Raw genomic sequence first — 17,150 nt, 5'->3', positions numbered from 1 at the left:
GCGTCAGACGCGTTCGATGGCCAGGGCCAGACCTTGGCCGACACCGACGCACATGGTCGCCAGACCTTTCTTGCCACCGGTCTTTTCCAACTGATGCAGCGCGGTCAGCACCAGACGCGCACCGCTCATGCCCAACGGGTGACCGAGGGCGATCGCGCCGCCATTCGGGTTGACCTGCGCAGCGTCATCGGCCAGACCCAGTTCACGCAGCACCGCCAAGCCTTGGCTGGCAAATGCTTCGTTGAGTTCGATCACGTCGAAATCGCTGACCGCGACGCCCAGGCGCTCGATCAATTTGCGCACCGCCGGCACCGGGCCGATGCCCATCACTCGCGGCGCCACACCGGCGCTGGCCATACCGAGCACCTTCGCGCGGGCGGTCAGGCCGTGTTTTTTTACGGCTTCAGCGGAGGCGAGAATCAGTGCCGCAGCACCGTCGTTGACGCCGGAAGCATTGCCGGCGGTGACGGTTTTGTCCGGGCCGTTGACTGGCTTCAGCTTGGTCAGCGCTTCGATCGTGGTATCGGCGCGCGGATGTTCGTCCTGGCTGACCACGGTTTCGCCCTTCTTGTGGACGATCCGCACTTCGACGATTTCTTCGGCGAAGTAGCCCGCAGCCTGCGCGGCGGCGGTACGTTGCTGACTGCGTAGAGCAAAAGCGTCTTGATCGGCGCGCGACACTTTATAGTCGTCGGCGACGTTGTCGGCAGTCTGCGGCATCGCGTCGACGCCGTACTGCGCCTTCATCAACGGGTTGATGAAACGCCAGCCGATGGTGGTGTCTTCCAGCTTCATGTTGCGCGAAAACGCCGCGTCAGCCTTGCCCATCACGAACGGCGCGCGGGACATCGATTCGACGCCACCGGCAATCGCCAGCTCCATCTCGCCGCTGGCAATCGCCCGGAATGCCGTGCCGATCGCGTCCATGCCCGAAGCGCAAAGACGATTGAGGGTCACGCCCGGTACGCTGTCCGGCAGGCCGGCCAGCAGCAGCGCCATGCGCGCAACGTTGCGGTTGTCTTCGCCGGCCTGGTTGGCGCAACCGAGGAACACTTCGTCGATGGCGTTCCAGTCCACCGAGGGATTGCGTTCCATCAGGGCTTTGATCGGCACGGCGGCCAGGTCATCGGCGCGGACGGCGGACAGTCCGCCACCGAAACGGCCAATGGGTGTGCGAATCGCGTCGCAGATATAAACCTCACGCATCATGCTTCTCCCGGCGCCTGGCCGTGGGCGGCGGCGGTGCGCGCTTCGAGATCGCGCAGCGCGGTCAGTTCGACTTCAGTCGGTTCAGCGGTGTTTTCAACATGCTCGGCAAAACGAATCGCCCAACCGGTGGCCGCGACCACTTGCTCGCGGGTCACGCCCGGGTGCAGTGCGGTGACCACAAATTCGTGGGTGCCTTCTTCCGGTTCCATGATGCACAGGTCGGTGATGATGCCGACCGGCCCGGCGCCCGGCAGGCCCAGACGTTTGCGCGAATCGCCGCCCTCGCCGTGACCGACCGAGGTGATGAAATCGAGCTTGTCGACAAACGAACGCGCCGACTGTTTAAGGATGATCAACACGCTTTTCGCCGAACCGGCAATCTCCGGCGCGCCACCGGCACCCGGCAGGCGCACTTTCGGCGAGAAGTAATCGCCAACCACGGTGGTGTTGATGTTGCCGAAACGGTCGACCTGCGCGGCGCCGAGAAAACCGACGTCGATGCGCCCGCCCTGCAACCAATAGCGAAAAATCTCACCGGTCGGTACGACAGTGTCAGCGGTTTCAGCGAGTTCGCCGTCACCAATGGACAGCGGCAGCACGCTCGGCTTGGCACCAATCGGACCCGATTCGTAGATCAGCACCACGTCCGGCGACGAGGTCAGGCGCGCAAGGTTGGCGGCTTTCGACGGCAGGCCGATACCGACGAAGCATACCGAGCCGTTCTTCAGGCGACGAGCCGCCGCGACGGTCATCATTTCATTGGTGGTGTAAGTCATTACTTGGCCTCCGAAGCAGCGGCCAACTTGGCCTGGAACGCGCTGAAGTCAGCGCAGCCATGGATGTATTCGTTGATCCACGCGGTAAACGTCTCACGGTCGCGGGCGATCGGATCCCACGCTTGATAGAAACGATTGTCACGCTCGGTGTAACCGTGGGCGTAGGACGGATGCGCGCCACCGGGTACGTGGCAGACCGCGCTCAAGGCCCAGGTCGGCAGTACGCAGGCGTTCATCGGTGCGTTGAGGTTGTCGACGATTTCTTCGACGGTAACGATGCAGCGCTTGGCGGCCAGCGCGGCTTCTTTCTGCACGCCGAGAATGCCCCACAGCAGCACGTTGCCTTGGCGGTCGGCTTTCTGTGCGTGGATCACGGTCACGTCCGGGCGCACCGACGGCACCGCCGCCAGCACTTCACCGGTAAACGGGCAGGTCACGGTTTTGATCAGTGGATTGACCTTCGGCAGGTCGGAGCCGGCGTAAGCACGCAGCACCGCGAATGGCAGGCCGGACGCACCGGCGACGTAGGCATTGGCCAGGTCGGCGTGACTGTGCTCTTCGATTTCCAGCGCGTGCGGCCATTGCTTCTCGACCGCGTCGCGCAGACGGTGCAGCGAACCCACGCCCGGGTTGCCGCCCCAGGAGAAAATCAGTTTGCGTGCGCAACCGGCACCGATCAGTTGGTCGTAGATCAGGTCAGGCGTCATCCGCACCAGCGTCAGATCTTTCTTGCCCTGACGAATGATTTCATGACCCGCGGCCGTAGGGATCAGGTGAGTGAAGCCTTCGAGTGCGACGGTGTCGCCGTCGTTGACGAATTGCTTCACCGCGTCGTGCAGCGAAAGGATCTCAGCCATGGAGCGGGCTCCTGTTTTTGTAATGAATCGCCAGTGATAAAAAGGCGCGAGGTTCAGCGCCGGAGTCACTGAAGATTAAGCCTGGGGAAATGGCCAAACAATCCGATAATCGACTGAGTGTTCGTTTATCGAACAGATTGTTGTTTGCCTAACAATCAAGAACAAAGGCTTCGCGAGCAAGCTCGCTCCCACATTTTGAAATGCATTCCAATGTGGGAGCGAGCCTGCTCGCGAAGGGGCCGGAACATTCGACGAACATTCCTACGCATGAAACTCAGGTCGCATCCGCATGACTGACCATGCCCTTGATCAGCACCGCAGCTGTCGCCAACGCCGCCGGAATCACCAACGCCGTCAGCACCTGCTCGAAATTCCAGCCCAGCCCCAGCAAGGTAGCGCCCATCCACGCTCCGAGAATCGCGCCAAAGCGGCCAATCCCGAGCATCCACGAGACCCCGGTCGCCCGCCCTTGGGTCGGATAAAACCGCGCGGCCAGCGACGGCATTGCCGATTGCGCACCGTTCACACACATCCCCGCCACCAGTACCAAAGTCGCCAGCAAGGTGATGTTGCCCAGGCTCTGCCCGACCGCGTAGGCAAACACCCCGGCCAACAGGTAGAAAATGCCGATGACCTTGTGCGGATTGAAGCGATCCATCGCCCATCCCACCGCGACCGCGCTCAATACCCCGCCAAACTGGAACAACGCTCCGATAAACGCGGCTTGCTCCATGCTCGCGCCGCTGTCACGCATCAGCGTCGGCAGCCAACTGGTCAGCAGGTAAACGATCACCAGGCCCATGAAATAGGTCAGCCACAGCAGCAAAGTGCCGGTGCTGTAAGTGCCGGAGAAGATCACCGCAAACACGTTGCGCGCCTTGACGGTCTTCTGTTCAGGCACGCTGAAACTGGAGGCTTGAGCGACGGTGACCGGGTCGATCGGTGCCAGGGTCTTGCGCACTTTGTCAGTGCCGCGGTTACGCACGACAAGGTAGCGCGCCGACTCTGGTAGCCAGAACAGCAGCACCACGGCAAGAATCAACGGCAGAATCCCGCCGATCAGCAGCAAACTGTGCCAGCCAAACGCCGGAATCAGCTTGGCGGAAATGAACCCGCCACCGGCCATGCCGAGGTTGAAGCCGCAGAACATGCTGGTCACCAGCAGCGATTTCTTGCGCTCCGGGGTGTATTCCGAGAGGAGTGTTGTGGCATTCGGCATCCCCGCCCCCAGACCGAGACCGGTCAGGAAACGCAGCACCAGCAATTGCTCAACATTGGTGCTGTACGCCGACGCGAGGCTGAAGGCACCGAACAGCACCACCGCGCCGACGAGGACGACTTTTCGCCCGAAACGGTCAGCCAACGGGCCAGAACCCAATGCGCCGAAAACCATGCCAATCAAAGCAGCGCTCATCACCGGGCCGAGGCTGGCGCGGTCGATGCCCCAGTCCTGCGACAACGCCGGGGCAATAAAACCCATCGCCGCCGTGTCGAGGCCATCGAGAAAGACAATCAGGAAACACAGAATCACCACCCGCCATTGATAGCGCGAGATCGGTTGGGCATTGATGAAGGTCTGCACGTCGAGGCATTGACCTACAGCGGACTGAGGCTGGTTCATTATTTTTATTCCACGCAAAAAACGCAGTCGAACAGCGGCCGGCCAAAACGCGGCACGGTCACAAGAATAGAAGGTCTGGATCAGGCGTTGCGGTGAACCCGGCAACAGGGGATGGAGCGGAGACAGTCGGGGAGCATGCGCATGGTGAGTTGCCTCTTGTCATTATTATGGGAGTCGACAGTCCGGCGGGCTCATTCACATCAGCGCCGGATGACGCTGCCGCGACATTAATGATCCAAGGGTTTTAGCGTCAATTCGATAAACGCAACACTGTGCGTTTATCGAACAGCTTCATCAGGCGAATAACTGCGCACTGAGGTCGCGACTGGCACTGAGCAGGCCCGGCAGGAAGCGCTGCTCCAGTTCGGTACGGCTGACGCGACCAGCGTGGGTGCTGACGTTGAGCGCCGCCACCACCTGACCGGAAGCGTCGTAGACCGGCACGGCAATCGAGCGCAGGCCCTGTTCCAGTTCCTGATCGACGATGCACCAGCCCTGCTGCCGCACTTCCTGCAGGCATTCGAGCAATGCATCAGGTGTATGGATCGTGCGGCTGGTCTTAGCGACCAGTTCGGCATGATCGAGGTACTCACGCAGCGACGTATCGTCCAGTGCTGCCAGCAGAATCCGCCCCATCGACGTGCAGTAAGCCGGCAAGCGACCGCCCACCGACAGATCCACCGAAATCAGCCGCTGGGTGGTCGCCGAGCGGGCGATGTAGAGAATGTCGTCGCCTTCGAGCGTGGCCATGTTGCAGGCTTCGTGCAGTTGCTCGCTCATGCGGTCCAGGTACGGCTGGGCGGACACCGCCAACGGCGTCGACGACAGATAAGCGTGGCCGAGAGTCAGCACCTTGGGCAGCAATGAGTAGGTGCGACCATCCGTGGTGGCGTAGCCGAGTTTGATCAAGGTATGCAGGCAACGGCGCACGGCGGCGCGGGGAATTTCCGTGCGGTGACTGATTTGGGCGATGGTCAGATGGCGTTTGCGCTCTTGAAACGCCTGCACCACCGCCAAGCCTCGAGCCAGCGAGGTCATGAAGTCCGGATCACCGGTCAGCGCCTGGATGCGTTTGGCCGGCGAGGCGACGATCGGCGGCGCCACGGAGGTGAAAGAGTTGCGCATTTGATCGTTCATTTCTTGTCCTTCTATACGGCACGGATCAATGGGCTATACAAGCGGCTTGCCGACCAATGCACAAGCGTCGGGCCTGCAAGATTGGGCGATTATCGAACCGTCGACCGATAATCGCAATCCGGCGCAGCCACCTCAACGCCGGCATTGAACGCTTGTTCAACTTCGGTAGCCCGTTCAATCGCGTCTTAGTTGTTCGACTAAATGGCGCCAAAAACACATCGCCGGGTAAATAACGATTTGTCCGCTCGACAACTAGTAACAAAAGTTGCGAATAACAAAACGATCACACATCCCGAACCGTTTTTAACTTGGCAAAGATAGTCATTCCTGAATCGACCGCTATAATGCATCTCAGTGGGGCCGCGTTGTTTGATTCGGTGCGGCGACCACCTGCTGAGGCAATGTCCATTGCCGTCAGCCTGGCCAGCGCCTGATGCGCATTACTTATGCAACGCCAGCGCTTGCTGAAACAGGAAACTGATGCTGCGTCAGTTTTAATCTGGTGTCGTAGCCGCCTGCAACATGGAAGTCTTGATCGCCATGCGATGACCTCAACGCCTGTCCGGGCGCTGAGCACTCGACCGGGCCACTCACTGGATTCGTTGCAGCGCGTTTCACCAGACATTTATCTCAACTCATACAGGTAGCACTGTGACGAAAGACGAACTGCGCGCGGAACTTGAGCGCCAGGAACAACGTTACAAGGAAGTTTACGGCGGGGAAGTCACCACCTACGCCGCTCAACCGGAACCGGAACGCAAGGCATGGCGTAAACGCCCCACTGTTCAGGATCAGGTCTTCAAACAGGAAATCGAAAAGATCGAAAAGGAACTCAAAGCCGAAGAGCCGTGAGCCACGGTTATTTGTATCTTTCGAGGGTTTACGTGCACACCGGTTACAAGCGCGGTGTCGAGACGAAGCCTTGCGCGCCCGCTACCCGCGGGCAGCGGCGATCTCCCCGTCTGGCAGGCTGAAGGGCGCTTCCTACACGTTTCACAGATATTTCAGACAGGCGTTTGAGTCTCTCCTGTGGCGGTAAAAACGCTCATCAAAAAAGTCTTTTTTCATATAAATCAAAGACTTGAAAAACCCTGCGCGACGCTTGGTTTTCATGCGCTGCAACAAATTAAATCGAAGAAGTGTGTAACCGATGAGCAGGTAGGGCATCGATTTCCAGTCTTTTCTGGCATAATCGCGCCCCCTTACGACCGGGTCAGAAAACCTTCATGATCGATTTATTCAGCGGACTGGATGCTTGGGTGCTTGTGAGCCTCTTGCTCGCCCTGACGTTTGTCCTCGCCTTCGAGTTCATCAATGGATTTCATGACACCGCTAACGCGGTAGCCACTGTTATCTACACCAAAGCCATGCCGCCCCACCTGGCGGTGTTCTTTTCCGGTGTGTTCAATTTCCTCGGCGTGCTGCTGGGTGGCGTTGGCGTGGCGTATGCCATCGTCCATTTGCTCCCGGTTGAACTGCTGATCAATGTGAACACCGGCCATGGCCTGGCGATGGTGTTCTCGTTGCTCGCCGCGGCAATCGCCTGGAATTTGGGCACCTGGTACTTCGGTATCCCGGCTTCCAGCTCGCACACCCTGATCGGTTCGATCCTCGGTGTCGGCCTGGCCAATGCCCTGATCAACGACATTCCGTTGGCCGACGGCGTGAACTGGCAGAAAGCGATCGACATCGGCGCCTCGCTGGTGTTCTCGCCAATGGCCGGCTTCCTGATCGCCGCGCTGATCCTGATCGGCCTGAAGTGGTGGCGTCCGCTGTCGAAGATGCACAAGACACCGGAACAGCGCCGCAAGATCGACGACAAGAAGCATCCGCCGTTCTGGAACCGTCTGGTCCTGGTGATCTCGGCCATGGCCGTGAGCTTCGTGCACGGCTCCAACGATGGCCAGAAAGGCATCGGCCTGATCATGCTGGTGCTGATCGGTATCGTCCCTGCGCAGTTCGTTCTCGACCTGAACAGCACTACTTATCAGATCGAACGTACTCGCGATGCGACCCTGCACCTGAGCCAGTTCTACCAGCGCAACGCCGATTCGCTGGGTGAATTCCTGGCCCTGGGCAAGAGCGTAGAAGGCGACCTGCCGGAGAAATTCCGCTGCAACCCGCAGCAGACCGAACCGACCATCAGCGCCTTGCTGCACACCCTCAAAGGTGTAGCGGACTACCACTCGCTGTCGTCGGAGAGCCGCATCGAAGTGCGTCGTTACCTGCTGTGCCTGGACGACACCGCGAAAAAGGTTGGCAAGTTGCCAGGCCTGGAACCGCGTGAAAAGGCTGACCTCGACAAGCTGCGCAAAGACCTGACCACCACCACCGAATACGCCCCGTTCTGGGTGATTCTGGCGGTCGCACTGGCTTTGGGCCTGGGCACTATGGTTGGCTGGAAACGCGTGGTACTGACCATTGGTGAGAAGATCGGCAAGCAGGGCATGACCTATTCCCAGGGCATGTCGGCGCAGATCACTACTGCCAGTTTGATCGGTATGGCCAACATTTTCAGCCTGCCGGTGTCGACCACTCACGTTCTGTCCTCGGGCGTGGCGGGCACCATGGTTGCTAACAAGAGCGGCCTGCAAGGTGGCACGGTTCGCACCATTCTGTTGGCATGGGTGTTGACCTTGCCGGCGACGGTTGCGCTGTCGGCTGGGTTGTTCTGGCTGGCGTCGAAGGCGCTGGGTAGTTGATAGATAGCGGGACATGAGAAAGGCGCGATTCGAGAGGATCGCGCCTTTTTTGTGTCTGGGGTTTGGGATTGGGATTGGGATTGGGATTGGGATTGGGATTGGGATTGGGATTGGGGGCATATCCGTTGCTGCGGGGGTTGCCGCTGGCGGTTTCGCTCTTACAGCGAGTCCCTTTTTCAAACGCCAAAAAGGAACCAAAAGGCTTTGCCCCTGGCGTACGGCACTTCGCTGAGGCTCAGTGTTCCCTCGCTACGGTGTCCATCCGGGGGCATCGCCTACGGTTTGCTTCGCTGCACCTCCTCTCGATGTATGCGGCTACGCCGCACGGCGCTGCGCGCCTCCCCCCGGATGAACACCTACGCTCGGGCTGCCGATGGGGCAAAAGATCAAAAACCACATCAAAAGCCAAAGCCAGATCAAGAGCCCCTCACCCTAGCCCTCTCCCGGAGGGAGAGGGGACTGATCGAGGTGTTTGGCAGAAGTACGCCGACGTGAGATACCGCGCTGAACTCAGGCTTTGAAAAGCACAAAAATCGGCCCCATCTCCCTCGATCGATGGGACTGATCGAGGTGTTTGGGAGAGCTACGCCGACGTGACATACCGAGTCGAACTCAGATTCCGAAACAGATCAAAAGCCCCTCACCCTAGCCCTCTCCCGAAGGGAGAGGGGACTGACTGAGGTGTTTGGGAGAGTTACGCAGACTTGGAATACCGCGTTGAACTCAGATCTTGAAAAGCCCACAAATCGGCTCCCTCTCCTTGGGGAGAGGGCTGGGGTGAGGGGCGAATCCACCACAAAACCAAAGCCGAACACCCGCTCTTCACCACTCAATAGGCCGAGTGTCAGCTCGCCTGCTCTTGATCTTGATCCACGGGCGACGTCGGAAGGCTGAGTGGAGGGATTGATCCGGGCGTGGGAGCGCAGCGACCGTTTGGCGCAGCCAAATACAGCGAGAGGAGGTGCAGCGAAGCAAACCGTAGGCGCTGCGCCCGGATCGATCCCGGAGCGAAGGAACCCCGAGCCCCAGCGAGCGGGCCGCACGCAGGAGCAAGCCCTTTTGGTTACTTTTGGGGCGTTTGCCAAAAGTGACCCGCCGTAAGGGCCATCCCTTTCAAGGTCTTCGGTAAAATCCCCTGAAATTTCATTCAGGGATCCCAAACGATGTGGGCCGATGTTCTAGCGCGTTTCGAGAAAAAAGCACCCGCCAGTGTCATGGCTAAATTGGCGCTGGAGCAGGCTATTGCCCCTGAGTGGGTCGATCAGGTTTTCGAAGAGCATCGGCAACGGCAGTATTCTCGTGAGCTACTGTTCTCGACCATCGTCAAGCTGATGTCCCTTGTTTCATTGGGCTTGAAGCCATCCCTGCACGCCGCCGCGCGGCAACTGGAAGATCTTCCTGTCAGTTTGGCGGCTCTCTACGACAAGATCAGTCGTACCGAGCCGGCGCTGTTGCGCGCCCTGGTTACGGGCTGCGCTCAACGCCTGACTCCAACCATAAAAGAGCTGGGTTGCACGACGATGCTGCCGGGTTGGCAGGTTCGGGTAGTGGACGGTAATCACTTGGCATCCACTGAGAAACGTCTGGGAGCTTTACGTCACGAGCGCGGCGCCGCTCGTCCCGGTTTTTCGGTGGTGGCCTACGACCCCGACCTCGATCAGGTCATCGACCTTCAGGCGTGTGAGGATGCCTACGCAAGCGAGCGTGTTTGCGTGCTGCCGCTGTTGGCTGATGCCGAGCCGGGCCAAGTGTGGTTGGCTGATCGACTCTATTGCACGCTCCCGGTCATGGAAGCTTGTGAGCAGGCCCAGACCTCCTTTGTCATTCGCCAGCAAGCCAAGCATCCACGCTTGATTCAAGAAGGTGAGTGGCAAGAGCCGGTGCCTGTGGAAACAGGCACTGTGCGTGAGCAGGTCATCCAGGTCAGAGGCGGTTACCAATGTCGGCGTGTCGAACTGACGCTTCATTCGCCAACGGACTCGGGAGACAGCAGCTTGATGTTCTGGAGCAACCTACCCCAAAGCGTCAGTGCACAGCAGATCGCAGAGCTCTATCGCCGCCGCTGGAGCATTGAAGGTATGTTCCAGCGACTGGAAGCGATTCTGGAAAGTGAAATCGAAACCCTTGGCAGCCCGAAGGCTGCCTTGCTCGGGTTCGCTACTGCGGTATTGGCCTACAACGTCCTGGCCGTCCTCAAACGAAGTGTCGAGCAAGCTCACCGGGAGACTCAACCTGAAGGATGGGAAGCTTCCATCTATCACTTGGCGGTTCAGGTCAGGAGTGGTTATGAGGGAATGCAGATTGCACTGCCCTCAGAATATCTTCCCGTTGTCCCTCTGGAGCAACTGGCCCAACGCCTGTTGGAGTTGGCCAGAAACATCCAGCCCAAACAAGTTGCGAAAAGCCCCCGCGGTCCCAAGGTGCCTAAACCCAAGACATGGGTTCAAGGTACAGCGGTCCATGCTCATGTCTCAACGGACAGAGTTATCAAGGCTGCCAAAACGAAAAGACCTTGAAAGGGATGGCCGTAAGGGCGGAACCCTAAGCCGCCGTTACCGAAGCAACGGATATACACCCAAAACCCCAAGAACATGGTCGGCCCACAGGCCGCCAAGACACAAAAAAAAAGGGCAACCGAAGTCGCCCCAAAATGCCTTGCGTGCTCATCAATCCAGAAGAATCACTTCTTGCGCTTATTCGCATCCTTCCAGATAAAAAATCCAAACCCTGCAAAAAACAGAACCATCAGCCCTACAGTCAGGACCCCGGCAAACACCACGTTATCGAAAAACATGACTGGCCTCCTGGCCCCTGCTCTGCTGCGATGGGACTAAGTTACCAAACACACAGGCGCACAAATTGACCGGGATCAATACCAGCAACGAAGGGGAGTAAAGGAGGGAAATTAAATGACCTGCATCAACGGATGCAGGGGCAGATCAACGCTTTTTCGGCTTGTTTTTCGACTTTTTCTTGGCTTTTCCCAACGGCATCGCCTGTTCGAAGGCCTGGCGCACTTCGTTCAGCCGCTTCTCTTTAATGTCATGCACGCGCTTGGCGCGTTCAGTACTGAGGTCAATCAGTTTGTCGTCTTGGCTCATGGCGTCAGTACATCACTTGAAAGAATCACAACTGCCACGTCACCGGCAGGACCGCGTCAATAATGCAACGTCACACCAGCGCTGACCAGCCGAAGATCAGATCTCGATATCGACCCACAAGCCCTGACGCGGCTGATCTTCCATCAGCGGCACCACCGGTACAGTGTTGTCGGCATTCAACTCGGTACCCGGCACGGCCAGGTGTTCTTCCGGGTCTTCGTCAGCCTCGCGGCGGCGGCGATCACGTTCTTGCTGGCGGCGCTGTTCTTCGCGCGCCAGCAGTCGATCCTCTTCCGGATCGCGTTTTTGCAGATCGATCGTGCTTTCGTTGGAGCTTTCCTGCACCGGCACCACCGGAGGAATGTCCGGCCGCTGGCGGATCGGATCCTGCTGGGAAGTGATCGGCACAGCGCTCAGGGGGAGCATCGGTGGCAACATATAAAGGGTCTCCTGTCAGCAGGCTATCGGCTGCGGCAAAGGCGCCTTGAGCCGTCGGTCGCAAACTTGTGACCGGGTTAACACTCACCGGTGCCCTGTTTTCTCGTAAAACCGACGCATGACCGCCGCGTGCTTCGACTTGCAGCTTGCAGCTAAAAGCTCGCAACTGCTCCTAATCCTTTGGCCTGAAGCCCGCATTCCGTTAAGATAGCCCGCTTTTTCAAGGTGGGAGTCAGGCAGCATGGCGCAGCAGTATCAACCGGGGCAACGCTGGATCAGTGACAGCGAAGCAGAGCTTGGTTTAGGCACCGTTCTGGCACAGGACGGCCGCTTGTTGACCGTGCTTTACCCGGCCACTGGCGAAACCCGCCAGTACGCGCTACGGAATGCGCCCCTGACCCGCGTGCGATTCTCGCCGGGCGACAGCATCACCCACTTCGAAGGCTGGAAGATGACCGTGCAGCAAGTCGACGATGTCGACGGCCTGATGGTCTATCACGGTCTCAATGGGCAGAACGAAGCCGTCACCCTGCCGGAAACCCAGCTGTCGAACTTCATTCAGTTCCGTCTGGCCAGCGACCGTCTGTTCGCCGGGCAGATCGATCCGCTGGCGTGGTTCTCGCTGCGTTACAACACCCTCGAACACACCAGCCGCCAGCTGCAATCTTCGCTTTGGGGCCTGGGTGGCGTGCGTGCGCAACCGATCGCGCACCAATTGCACATCGCCCGTGAAGTTGCCGACCGTATCGCGCCGCGCGTACTGCTGGCGGACGAAGTGGGTCTGGGTAAAACCATCGAAGCCGGTCTGGTGATCCATCGCCAACTGCTCTCGGGCCGCGCCAACCGCGTGCTGATCCTCGTCCCGGAAAACCTTCAGCACCAGTGGCTGGTGGAGATGCGCCGCCGCTTCAACCTGCAGGTTGCGCTGTTCGACGAAGAGCGCTTCATCGAAAGCGATGCCGCCAACCCGTTCGAAGACACCCAACTAGCGCTGGTTGCGCTGGAGTGGCTGGTCGACGACGAGAAGGCGCAAGACGCATTGTTTGCCGCCGGCTGGGACCTGTTGGTCGTCGACGAGGCGCACCACCTGGTCTGGCACGAAGAAAAGGCCAGCGCCGAATACTCGCTGGTCGAGCAACTCGCCGAGGTCATCCCGGGCGTGCTGCTGCTCACCGCCACCCCGGAACAACTCGGCCAGGACAGCCACTTCGCCCGTCTGCGCCTGCTCGATCCGAACCGTTTCCATGACCTGGCCGCCTTCCGCGCCGAGAGCGATAACTATCGCCCGGTGGCCGAAGCCGTTCAGGAACTGCTCGACAAGGGCCGTCTCTCGGCCAAAGCGCACAAAACCATTCAGGGTTTCCTCGGCAACGAAGGCGAAGCGCTGCTGACCGCGGTCAACGATGGCGACACTGAAGCCAGCGCCCGACTCGTGCGTGAACTGCTCGATCGCCACGGTACCGGCCGCGTGCTGTTCCGTAACACCCGCGCTGCCGTGCAGGGTTTCCCGGAGCGCAAACTGCACCCGTACCCGCTGCCGTGCCCGGACGAATACCTCGAACTGCCGCTGGGCGAACACGCCGAGCTGTACCCGGAAGTCAGCTTCCAGGCGCAGCCGGACGCCAGTGAAGAAGAACGCTGGTGGAAATTCGACCCGCGCGTCGAATGGCTGATCGATCAGCTGAAAATGCTCAAGCGCACCAAAGTGCTGGTGATCTGCGCCCACGCCGAAACCGCGATGGATCTGGAAGACGCCCTGCGCGTACGTTCCGGCATCCCGGCCACGGTGTTCCACGAAGGCATGAACATCCTTGAGCGTGACCGCGCCGCCGCCTACTTCGCCGACGAAGAATTCGGCGCACAAGTGCTGATCTGCTCGGAAATCGGCAGTGAAGGTCGCAACTTCCAGTTCGCTCACCACTTGGTGCTGTTCGATCTGCCGTCGCACCCGGATTTGCTCGAGCAGCGTATCGGTCGTCTCGACCGGATCGGCCAGAAGCACATCATCGAATTGCACGTGCCGTACCTGGAAACCAGCCCGCAAGAGCGCCTGTTCCAGTGGTACCACGAAGCGCTGAACGCGTTCCTCAACACCTGCCCGACCGGCAACGCCTTGCAGCACCAGTTCGGCCCGCGCCTGCTGCCGCTGCTCGAAGAAGCCGACGACAGCGAGTGGCAAGCGCTGATCGACGAAGCGCGGAGCGAGCGCGAGCGTCTGGAAGCCGAGCTGCACACCGGTCGCGACCGTCTGCTGGAGCTCAACTCCGGCGGCGCCGGCGAAGGTGAAGCGCTGGTCGAAGATATCCTTGAGCAAGACGATCAGTTTGCCCTGCCGATCTACATGGAAACCCTGTTCGACGCGTTCGGCATCGACAGCGAAGACCATTCGGAAAACGCCCTGATCCTCAAGCCGAGCGAGAAAATGCTCGACGCCAGTTTCCCGCTGGGCGACGACGAAGGCGTGACCATCACCTACGACCGCAACCAGGCGCTGTCGCGCGAAGACATGCAGTTCATCACCTGGGAACACCCGATGGTGCAGGGCGGCATGGACCTGGTGCTGTCCGGCTCGATGGGCAACACCGCCGTCGCGCTGATCAAGAACAAGGCGTTGAAACCGGGCACCGTGCTGCTTGAGCTGCTGTATGTCAGCGAAGTGGTGGCGCCGCGTTCGCTGCAACTGGGCCGATACCTGCCGCCGGCCGCCCTGCGCTGCCTGCTCGACGCCAACGGCAACGACCTGTCGGCTCGCGTCTCGTTTGAAACCCTGAACGATCAGCTGGAAAGCGTGCCACGCGCCAGCGCCAACAAGTTCATCCAGGCCCAGCGCGATCAGCTGACGCCGCGGATCAACGCCGGTGAAGACAAGATCGCCCCGCGTCACGCCGAGCGCGTGGCCGAGGCCCGTCGCCGTCTGGCGGCCGACACCGACGAAGAACTGGCGCGCCTGACCGCGTTACAAGCGGTCAACCCGACTGTGCGTGACAGCGAACTGGTGGCGTTGCGTGAACAGCGCGAGCAGGGTCTGGCGATGCTGGATAAAGCGGCGTTGCGTCTGGAAGCGATTCGGGTGTTGGTGGCGGGCTAAACCGCCCCGCTCCACCGCTGAAAACAGAAAGGCCCGCAGTGATGCGGGCCTTTTTGTTTGCCTGTTATTTACTTGCCGATGCTAAGGGCCCTATCGCGAGCAGGCTCACTCCTACAGTTGGAATGCGTCCCCCTGTAGGAGTGAGCCTGCTCGCGATAGCGGTTATGCAGTCGCCGCAGCCACTTCTGGCTCAACCACCGCAACCAACCCCTCCTTCATCCGCTGCGCATCGCGCACAAAACACCGCGCTGCCAGAAACAGAAACACCATGGTCAAAAACAGCGCCACCGGAATCAGGTACATCGCATCATGCAGCCCGACTGCTTTGAACGCTTCGGTCATCTGCTCAGCCCCCGCCGCCGCCATCGCGGTATGCGCAAAATGATCGGACAAACCACCGACCACCACCGGCCCCAAGCCACCGCCCAGCAGATACAAACCGGCAAAGAACAACGCCATCGCCGTGGCCCGCAGGCGCGGTTCGACCACGTCCTGAATCGCCGTGTAAACGCAGGTGTAGAAGTTGTAGGCAAACAACCAACCGACGCTGAACACCGCCACGAATACACCGATCTCGATCCGCCCGGCATGCAGCGCCCAAGCCGTGCACAACGTCGAAATAATCAGACTGAACGCCGCGAACAACAACCGACCATTAGCCACACGCTGGTGAATCTTGTCAGCAATCCAGCCGCCCAGCGTCAAACCCACCAGCCCGGTGACGCCGACGATCATCCCGGTGGCCACCGCTGCTTCCTGCAACGGCATGAGGAAATAACGCTGCAGCATCGGCACCAGAAACGAGTTGCAGGCATACGTCGCAAAGTTGAAGCACAACCCGGCCAGCACCAGCCAGAGAAAGGTCGGCACCGCCAGAATCCGCCGGATCGGCCTGTCGACCTTCTCTTGCGAAACCTGCACGGTCTCCGCTGCGCCGCGCTTCGGCTCTTTGATGAAGAACATGAAGATCGCCAGGATCAGCCCCGGCACCGCGGCAATAAAGAACGGCGCGCGCCAGCTGTCGAACGCCTTGACCATCGCACCAATGGTGAAGAACGCCAGCAACAGGCCCAACGGCAAACCGAGCATGAAAATGCCCATCGCCCGCGCTCGACGGTGCGCCGGAAACAAATCACCGATCAGCGAATTTGCCGCCGGCGCATAACTGGCTTCGCCGATGCCGATGCCCATGCGCACGATCAGGAAACTCCAGAAACTGCCGACCAGACCGTTGACCGCCGTCAGCGCACTCCACGTCGCCAGGCCCCAGCCCATCAGTTTGCTGCGCGAACCGGTATCGGCCATGCGCCCCAAGGGCAGGCCGGCAATGGCATAAACGATGGTGAATGCGGTACCGACGATGCCCAGTTGAAAGTCGCTGAGGTGCCATTCCATGCGGATCGGCTCGATGATGATCGCCGGAATGGTGCGGTCGAAGAAGTTGAACAGGTTGGCGAGGAACAGCAGGAACAGAATGCGCCAGGCATTCGCCGCTTGGGTCGAGTTCTGCATGGGTCCGTCTCTTTATTGTTATGGGGCTTCACTGCCAACGCATCCGAGCCCGGAACCTGCAATCTAGTCAGCCGCGCCGAGGCTGTCTGTGATCATTCGTCTGCCTGATATCGGCCCATGGCACTGTAACGAAACGTAAGCCCTTGATAAGCCTGCAATCCCCCGAAAACCGGGGCTTTTGCGGCAAAACCTTGCCACAAAAAAATAGTTTCACGCCCCCCTTCCCAAGTCTGCGGCAAAGCCTAGAATGGCCGCCGGATCCGTCCGGATCTCCCGATCAATCCCTTTGATACCCTCGCCCATGTCTGAAGTCAGTCCGTGTCTGAATTGCGGTGCCTGCTGTTCCCATTTTCGCGTGTCTTTCTTTTGGGGTGAGTGCTCATCTTCCGGCGGCACGGTGCCTGATGAACTGGTCACTCAGATCAGTCCCAGCCGCGTGGCGATGAACGGCACCGACTGCAAATCGCCGCGCTGCACAGCGCTGGTCGGCGAAGTGGGCAGCGAGGTGAAGTGCTCGATTTATGAATTGCGCTCCAGCCCCTGCCGCGAATTCGAATCGTCTTGGGAAAACGGCGAACAGAATGTCGATTGCGATAAGGCCCGCGCGCGTTTCGGCTTGCCGCCGCTGCAACCGGACTGGGCGCAAATCCCTTTCGAACAGATCGCTTGAGCCTTTAGCGCCAATCGCTATGACGCTAATGCCGAAATC

15 protein-coding genes are annotated in these 17,150 nt (G+C 59.7%); 5 read left to right on the top strand and 10 right to left on the bottom strand.

Translation table 11 applies throughout. The features are described 5' to 3' along the window. Nucleotides 1–3 precede the first annotated feature (3 nt). The 5 genes from pcaF to pcaR form a co-directional block, all read right to left on the bottom strand. Nucleotides 4–1,209, bottom strand: a complete 1,206-nt coding sequence (gene pcaF, locus VY732_RS06525) for a 3-oxoadipyl-CoA thiolase (protein ID WP_331694995.1) — start codon at nucleotides 1,207–1,209, stop codon at nucleotides 4–6. Further along, a complete protein-coding gene (locus tag VY732_RS06520; protein ID WP_064393051.1) occupies nucleotides 1,206–1,985 on the bottom strand; it encodes a CoA-transferase subunit beta in 780 nt (259 codons plus the stop codon). The genes pcaF and VY732_RS06520 overlap by 4 nt, the downstream gene beginning before the upstream one ends. After that, on the bottom strand, nucleotides 1,985–2,842 hold the full coding sequence (locus tag VY732_RS06515) for a CoA transferase subunit A (protein WP_077571457.1): 858 nt from the start codon (nucleotides 2,840–2,842) through the stop codon (nucleotides 1,985–1,987). The genes VY732_RS06520 and VY732_RS06515 overlap by 1 nt, the downstream gene beginning before the upstream one ends. A gap of 274 nt (nucleotides 2,843–3,116) precedes the next feature. Then, the gene (locus VY732_RS06510; protein ID WP_331694994.1) at nucleotides 3,117–4,463 is read right to left on the bottom strand and encodes an MFS transporter; all 1,347 of its coding nucleotides are present in this window, start codon (nucleotides 4,461–4,463) and stop codon (nucleotides 3,117–3,119) included. Between the two features lie 294 nt (nucleotides 4,464–4,757). Next, a complete protein-coding gene (gene pcaR / locus VY732_RS06505) occupies nucleotides 4,758–5,600 on the bottom strand; it encodes a pca regulon transcriptional regulator PcaR (protein ID WP_007917109.1) in 843 nt (280 codons plus the stop codon). A 651-nt stretch (nucleotides 5,601–6,251) separates the two neighbouring features. Between pcaR and VY732_RS06500 the strand changes: the two genes are divergently transcribed. After that, nucleotides 6,252–6,452: a hypothetical protein gene (locus tag VY732_RS06500; protein ID WP_008080067.1), complete on the top strand. Its 201-nt coding sequence runs from the start codon at nucleotides 6,252–6,254 to the stop codon at nucleotides 6,450–6,452. A 141-nt stretch (nucleotides 6,453–6,593) separates the two neighbouring features. On the opposite strand, the gene VY732_RS06495 is transcribed toward VY732_RS06500, so the two are convergent. After that, a complete protein-coding gene (locus VY732_RS06495) occupies nucleotides 6,594–6,767 on the bottom strand; it encodes a hypothetical protein (protein ID WP_331694990.1) in 174 nt (57 codons plus the stop codon). Nucleotides 6,768–6,826: 59 nt separating this feature from the next. On the opposite strand from VY732_RS06495, the gene VY732_RS06490 reads away from it, so the two are divergent. Next, nucleotides 6,827–8,302, top strand: coding sequence for an inorganic phosphate transporter (locus VY732_RS06490; RefSeq protein ID WP_034153067.1), 1,476 nt, complete (start codon nucleotides 6,827–6,829; stop codon nucleotides 8,300–8,302). A gap of 1,214 nt (nucleotides 8,303–9,516) precedes the next feature. Next, entirely contained in the window at nucleotides 9,517–10,818 is a 1,302-nt protein-coding gene (locus VY732_RS06485) for an IS4 family transposase (protein WP_331695843.1), read from the top strand. Nucleotides 10,819–10,982: 164 nt separating this feature from the next. On the opposite strand, the gene ccoM is transcribed toward VY732_RS06485, so the two are convergent. The 3 genes from ccoM to VY732_RS06470 all read right to left on the bottom strand — a co-directional run bounded on the left by ccoM (nucleotide 10,983) and on the right by VY732_RS06470 (nucleotide 11,841). Continuing rightward, nucleotides 10,983–11,096 carry a cytochrome c oxidase subunit CcoM gene (ccoM, locus tag VY732_RS06480; RefSeq protein WP_003222396.1) on the bottom strand — a complete coding sequence of 38 codons (114 nt, stop codon included), beginning with the start codon at nucleotides 11,094–11,096 and terminating at the stop codon, nucleotides 10,983–10,985. Between the two features lie 145 nt (nucleotides 11,097–11,241). After that, nucleotides 11,242–11,403, bottom strand: a complete 162-nt coding sequence (locus VY732_RS06475; protein ID WP_007918490.1) for a hypothetical protein — start codon at nucleotides 11,401–11,403, stop codon at nucleotides 11,242–11,244. A 96-nt stretch (nucleotides 11,404–11,499) separates the two neighbouring features. After that, the gene (locus VY732_RS06470) at nucleotides 11,500–11,841 is read right to left on the bottom strand and encodes a hypothetical protein (RefSeq protein ID WP_003222394.1); all 342 of its coding nucleotides are present in this window, start codon (nucleotides 11,839–11,841) and stop codon (nucleotides 11,500–11,502) included. 241 nt (nucleotides 11,842–12,082) lie between these two features. On the opposite strand from VY732_RS06470, the gene rapA reads away from it, so the two are divergent. After that, nucleotides 12,083–14,929 carry an RNA polymerase-associated protein RapA gene (gene rapA, locus VY732_RS06465; RefSeq protein WP_008082238.1) on the top strand — a complete coding sequence of 949 codons (2,847 nt, stop codon included), beginning with the start codon at nucleotides 12,083–12,085 and terminating at the stop codon, nucleotides 14,927–14,929. A gap of 162 nt (nucleotides 14,930–15,091) precedes the next feature. Here the strand turns inward: rapA and VY732_RS06460 are convergent, their stop codons facing one another. Further along, nucleotides 15,092–16,441, bottom strand: a complete 1,350-nt coding sequence (locus VY732_RS06460) for a spinster family MFS transporter (RefSeq protein WP_331694987.1) — start codon at nucleotides 16,439–16,441, stop codon at nucleotides 15,092–15,094. A gap of 301 nt (nucleotides 16,442–16,742) precedes the next feature. On the opposite strand from VY732_RS06460, the gene VY732_RS06455 reads away from it, so the two are divergent. Further along, a complete protein-coding gene (locus VY732_RS06455; RefSeq protein WP_007918504.1) occupies nucleotides 16,743–17,111 on the top strand; it encodes a YkgJ family cysteine cluster protein in 369 nt (122 codons plus the stop codon). Nucleotides 17,112–17,150 lie beyond the last annotated feature (39 nt).

Source organism: Pseudomonas sp. ZY71 (assembly GCF_036542145.1).
In the GTDB taxonomy this organism is placed as follows: Bacteria; Pseudomonadota; Gammaproteobacteria; order Pseudomonadales; family Pseudomonadaceae; genus Aquipseudomonas; species Aquipseudomonas koreensis_A.
The sequence above is the reverse complement of the archived record's forward strand: the minus strand, read 5'-3'. Positions and strand labels throughout refer to the sequence as shown.

Coding starts and splice junctions, on each gene's coding strand:
- pcaF (WP_331694995.1), bottom strand. CDS start 1,209: ATGATGCGTGAGGTTTATATCTGCGACGCGATTCGCACACCCATTGGC.
- VY732_RS06520 (WP_064393051.1), bottom strand. CDS start 1,985: ATGACTTACACCACCAATGAAATGATGACCGTCGCGGCGGCTCGTCGC.
- VY732_RS06515 (WP_077571457.1), bottom strand. CDS start 2,842: ATGGCTGAGATCCTTTCGCTGCACGACGCGGTGAAGCAATTCGTCAAC.
- VY732_RS06510 (WP_331694994.1), bottom strand. CDS start 4,463: ATGAACCAGCCTCAGTCCGCTGTAGGTCAATGCCTCGACGTGCAGACC.
- pcaR (WP_007917109.1), bottom strand. CDS start 5,600: ATGAACGATCAAATGCGCAACTCTTTCACCTCCGTGGCGCCGCCGATC.
- VY732_RS06495 (WP_331694990.1), bottom strand. CDS start 6,767: ATGCCCTACCTGCTCATCGGTTACACACTTCTTCGATTTAATTTGTTG.
- VY732_RS06490 (WP_034153067.1), top strand. CDS start 6,827: ATGATCGATTTATTCAGCGGACTGGATGCTTGGGTGCTTGTGAGCCTC.
- VY732_RS06485 (WP_331695843.1), top strand. CDS start 9,517: ATGGCTAAATTGGCGCTGGAGCAGGCTATTGCCCCTGAGTGGGTCGAT.
- ccoM (WP_003222396.1), bottom strand. CDS start 11,096: ATGTTTTTCGATAACGTGGTGTTTGCCGGGGTCCTGACTGTAGGGCTG.
- VY732_RS06475 (WP_007918490.1), bottom strand. CDS start 11,403: ATGAGCCAAGACGACAAACTGATTGACCTCAGTACTGAACGCGCCAAG.
- VY732_RS06470 (WP_003222394.1), bottom strand. CDS start 11,841: ATGTTGCCACCGATGCTCCCCCTGAGCGCTGTGCCGATCACTTCCCAG.
- rapA (WP_008082238.1), top strand. CDS start 12,083: ATGGCGCAGCAGTATCAACCGGGGCAACGCTGGATCAGTGACAGCGAA.
- VY732_RS06460 (WP_331694987.1), bottom strand. CDS start 16,441: ATGCAGAACTCGACCCAAGCGGCGAATGCCTGGCGCATTCTGTTCCTG.
- VY732_RS06455 (WP_007918504.1), top strand. CDS start 16,743: ATGTCTGAAGTCAGTCCGTGTCTGAATTGCGGTGCCTGCTGTTCCCAT.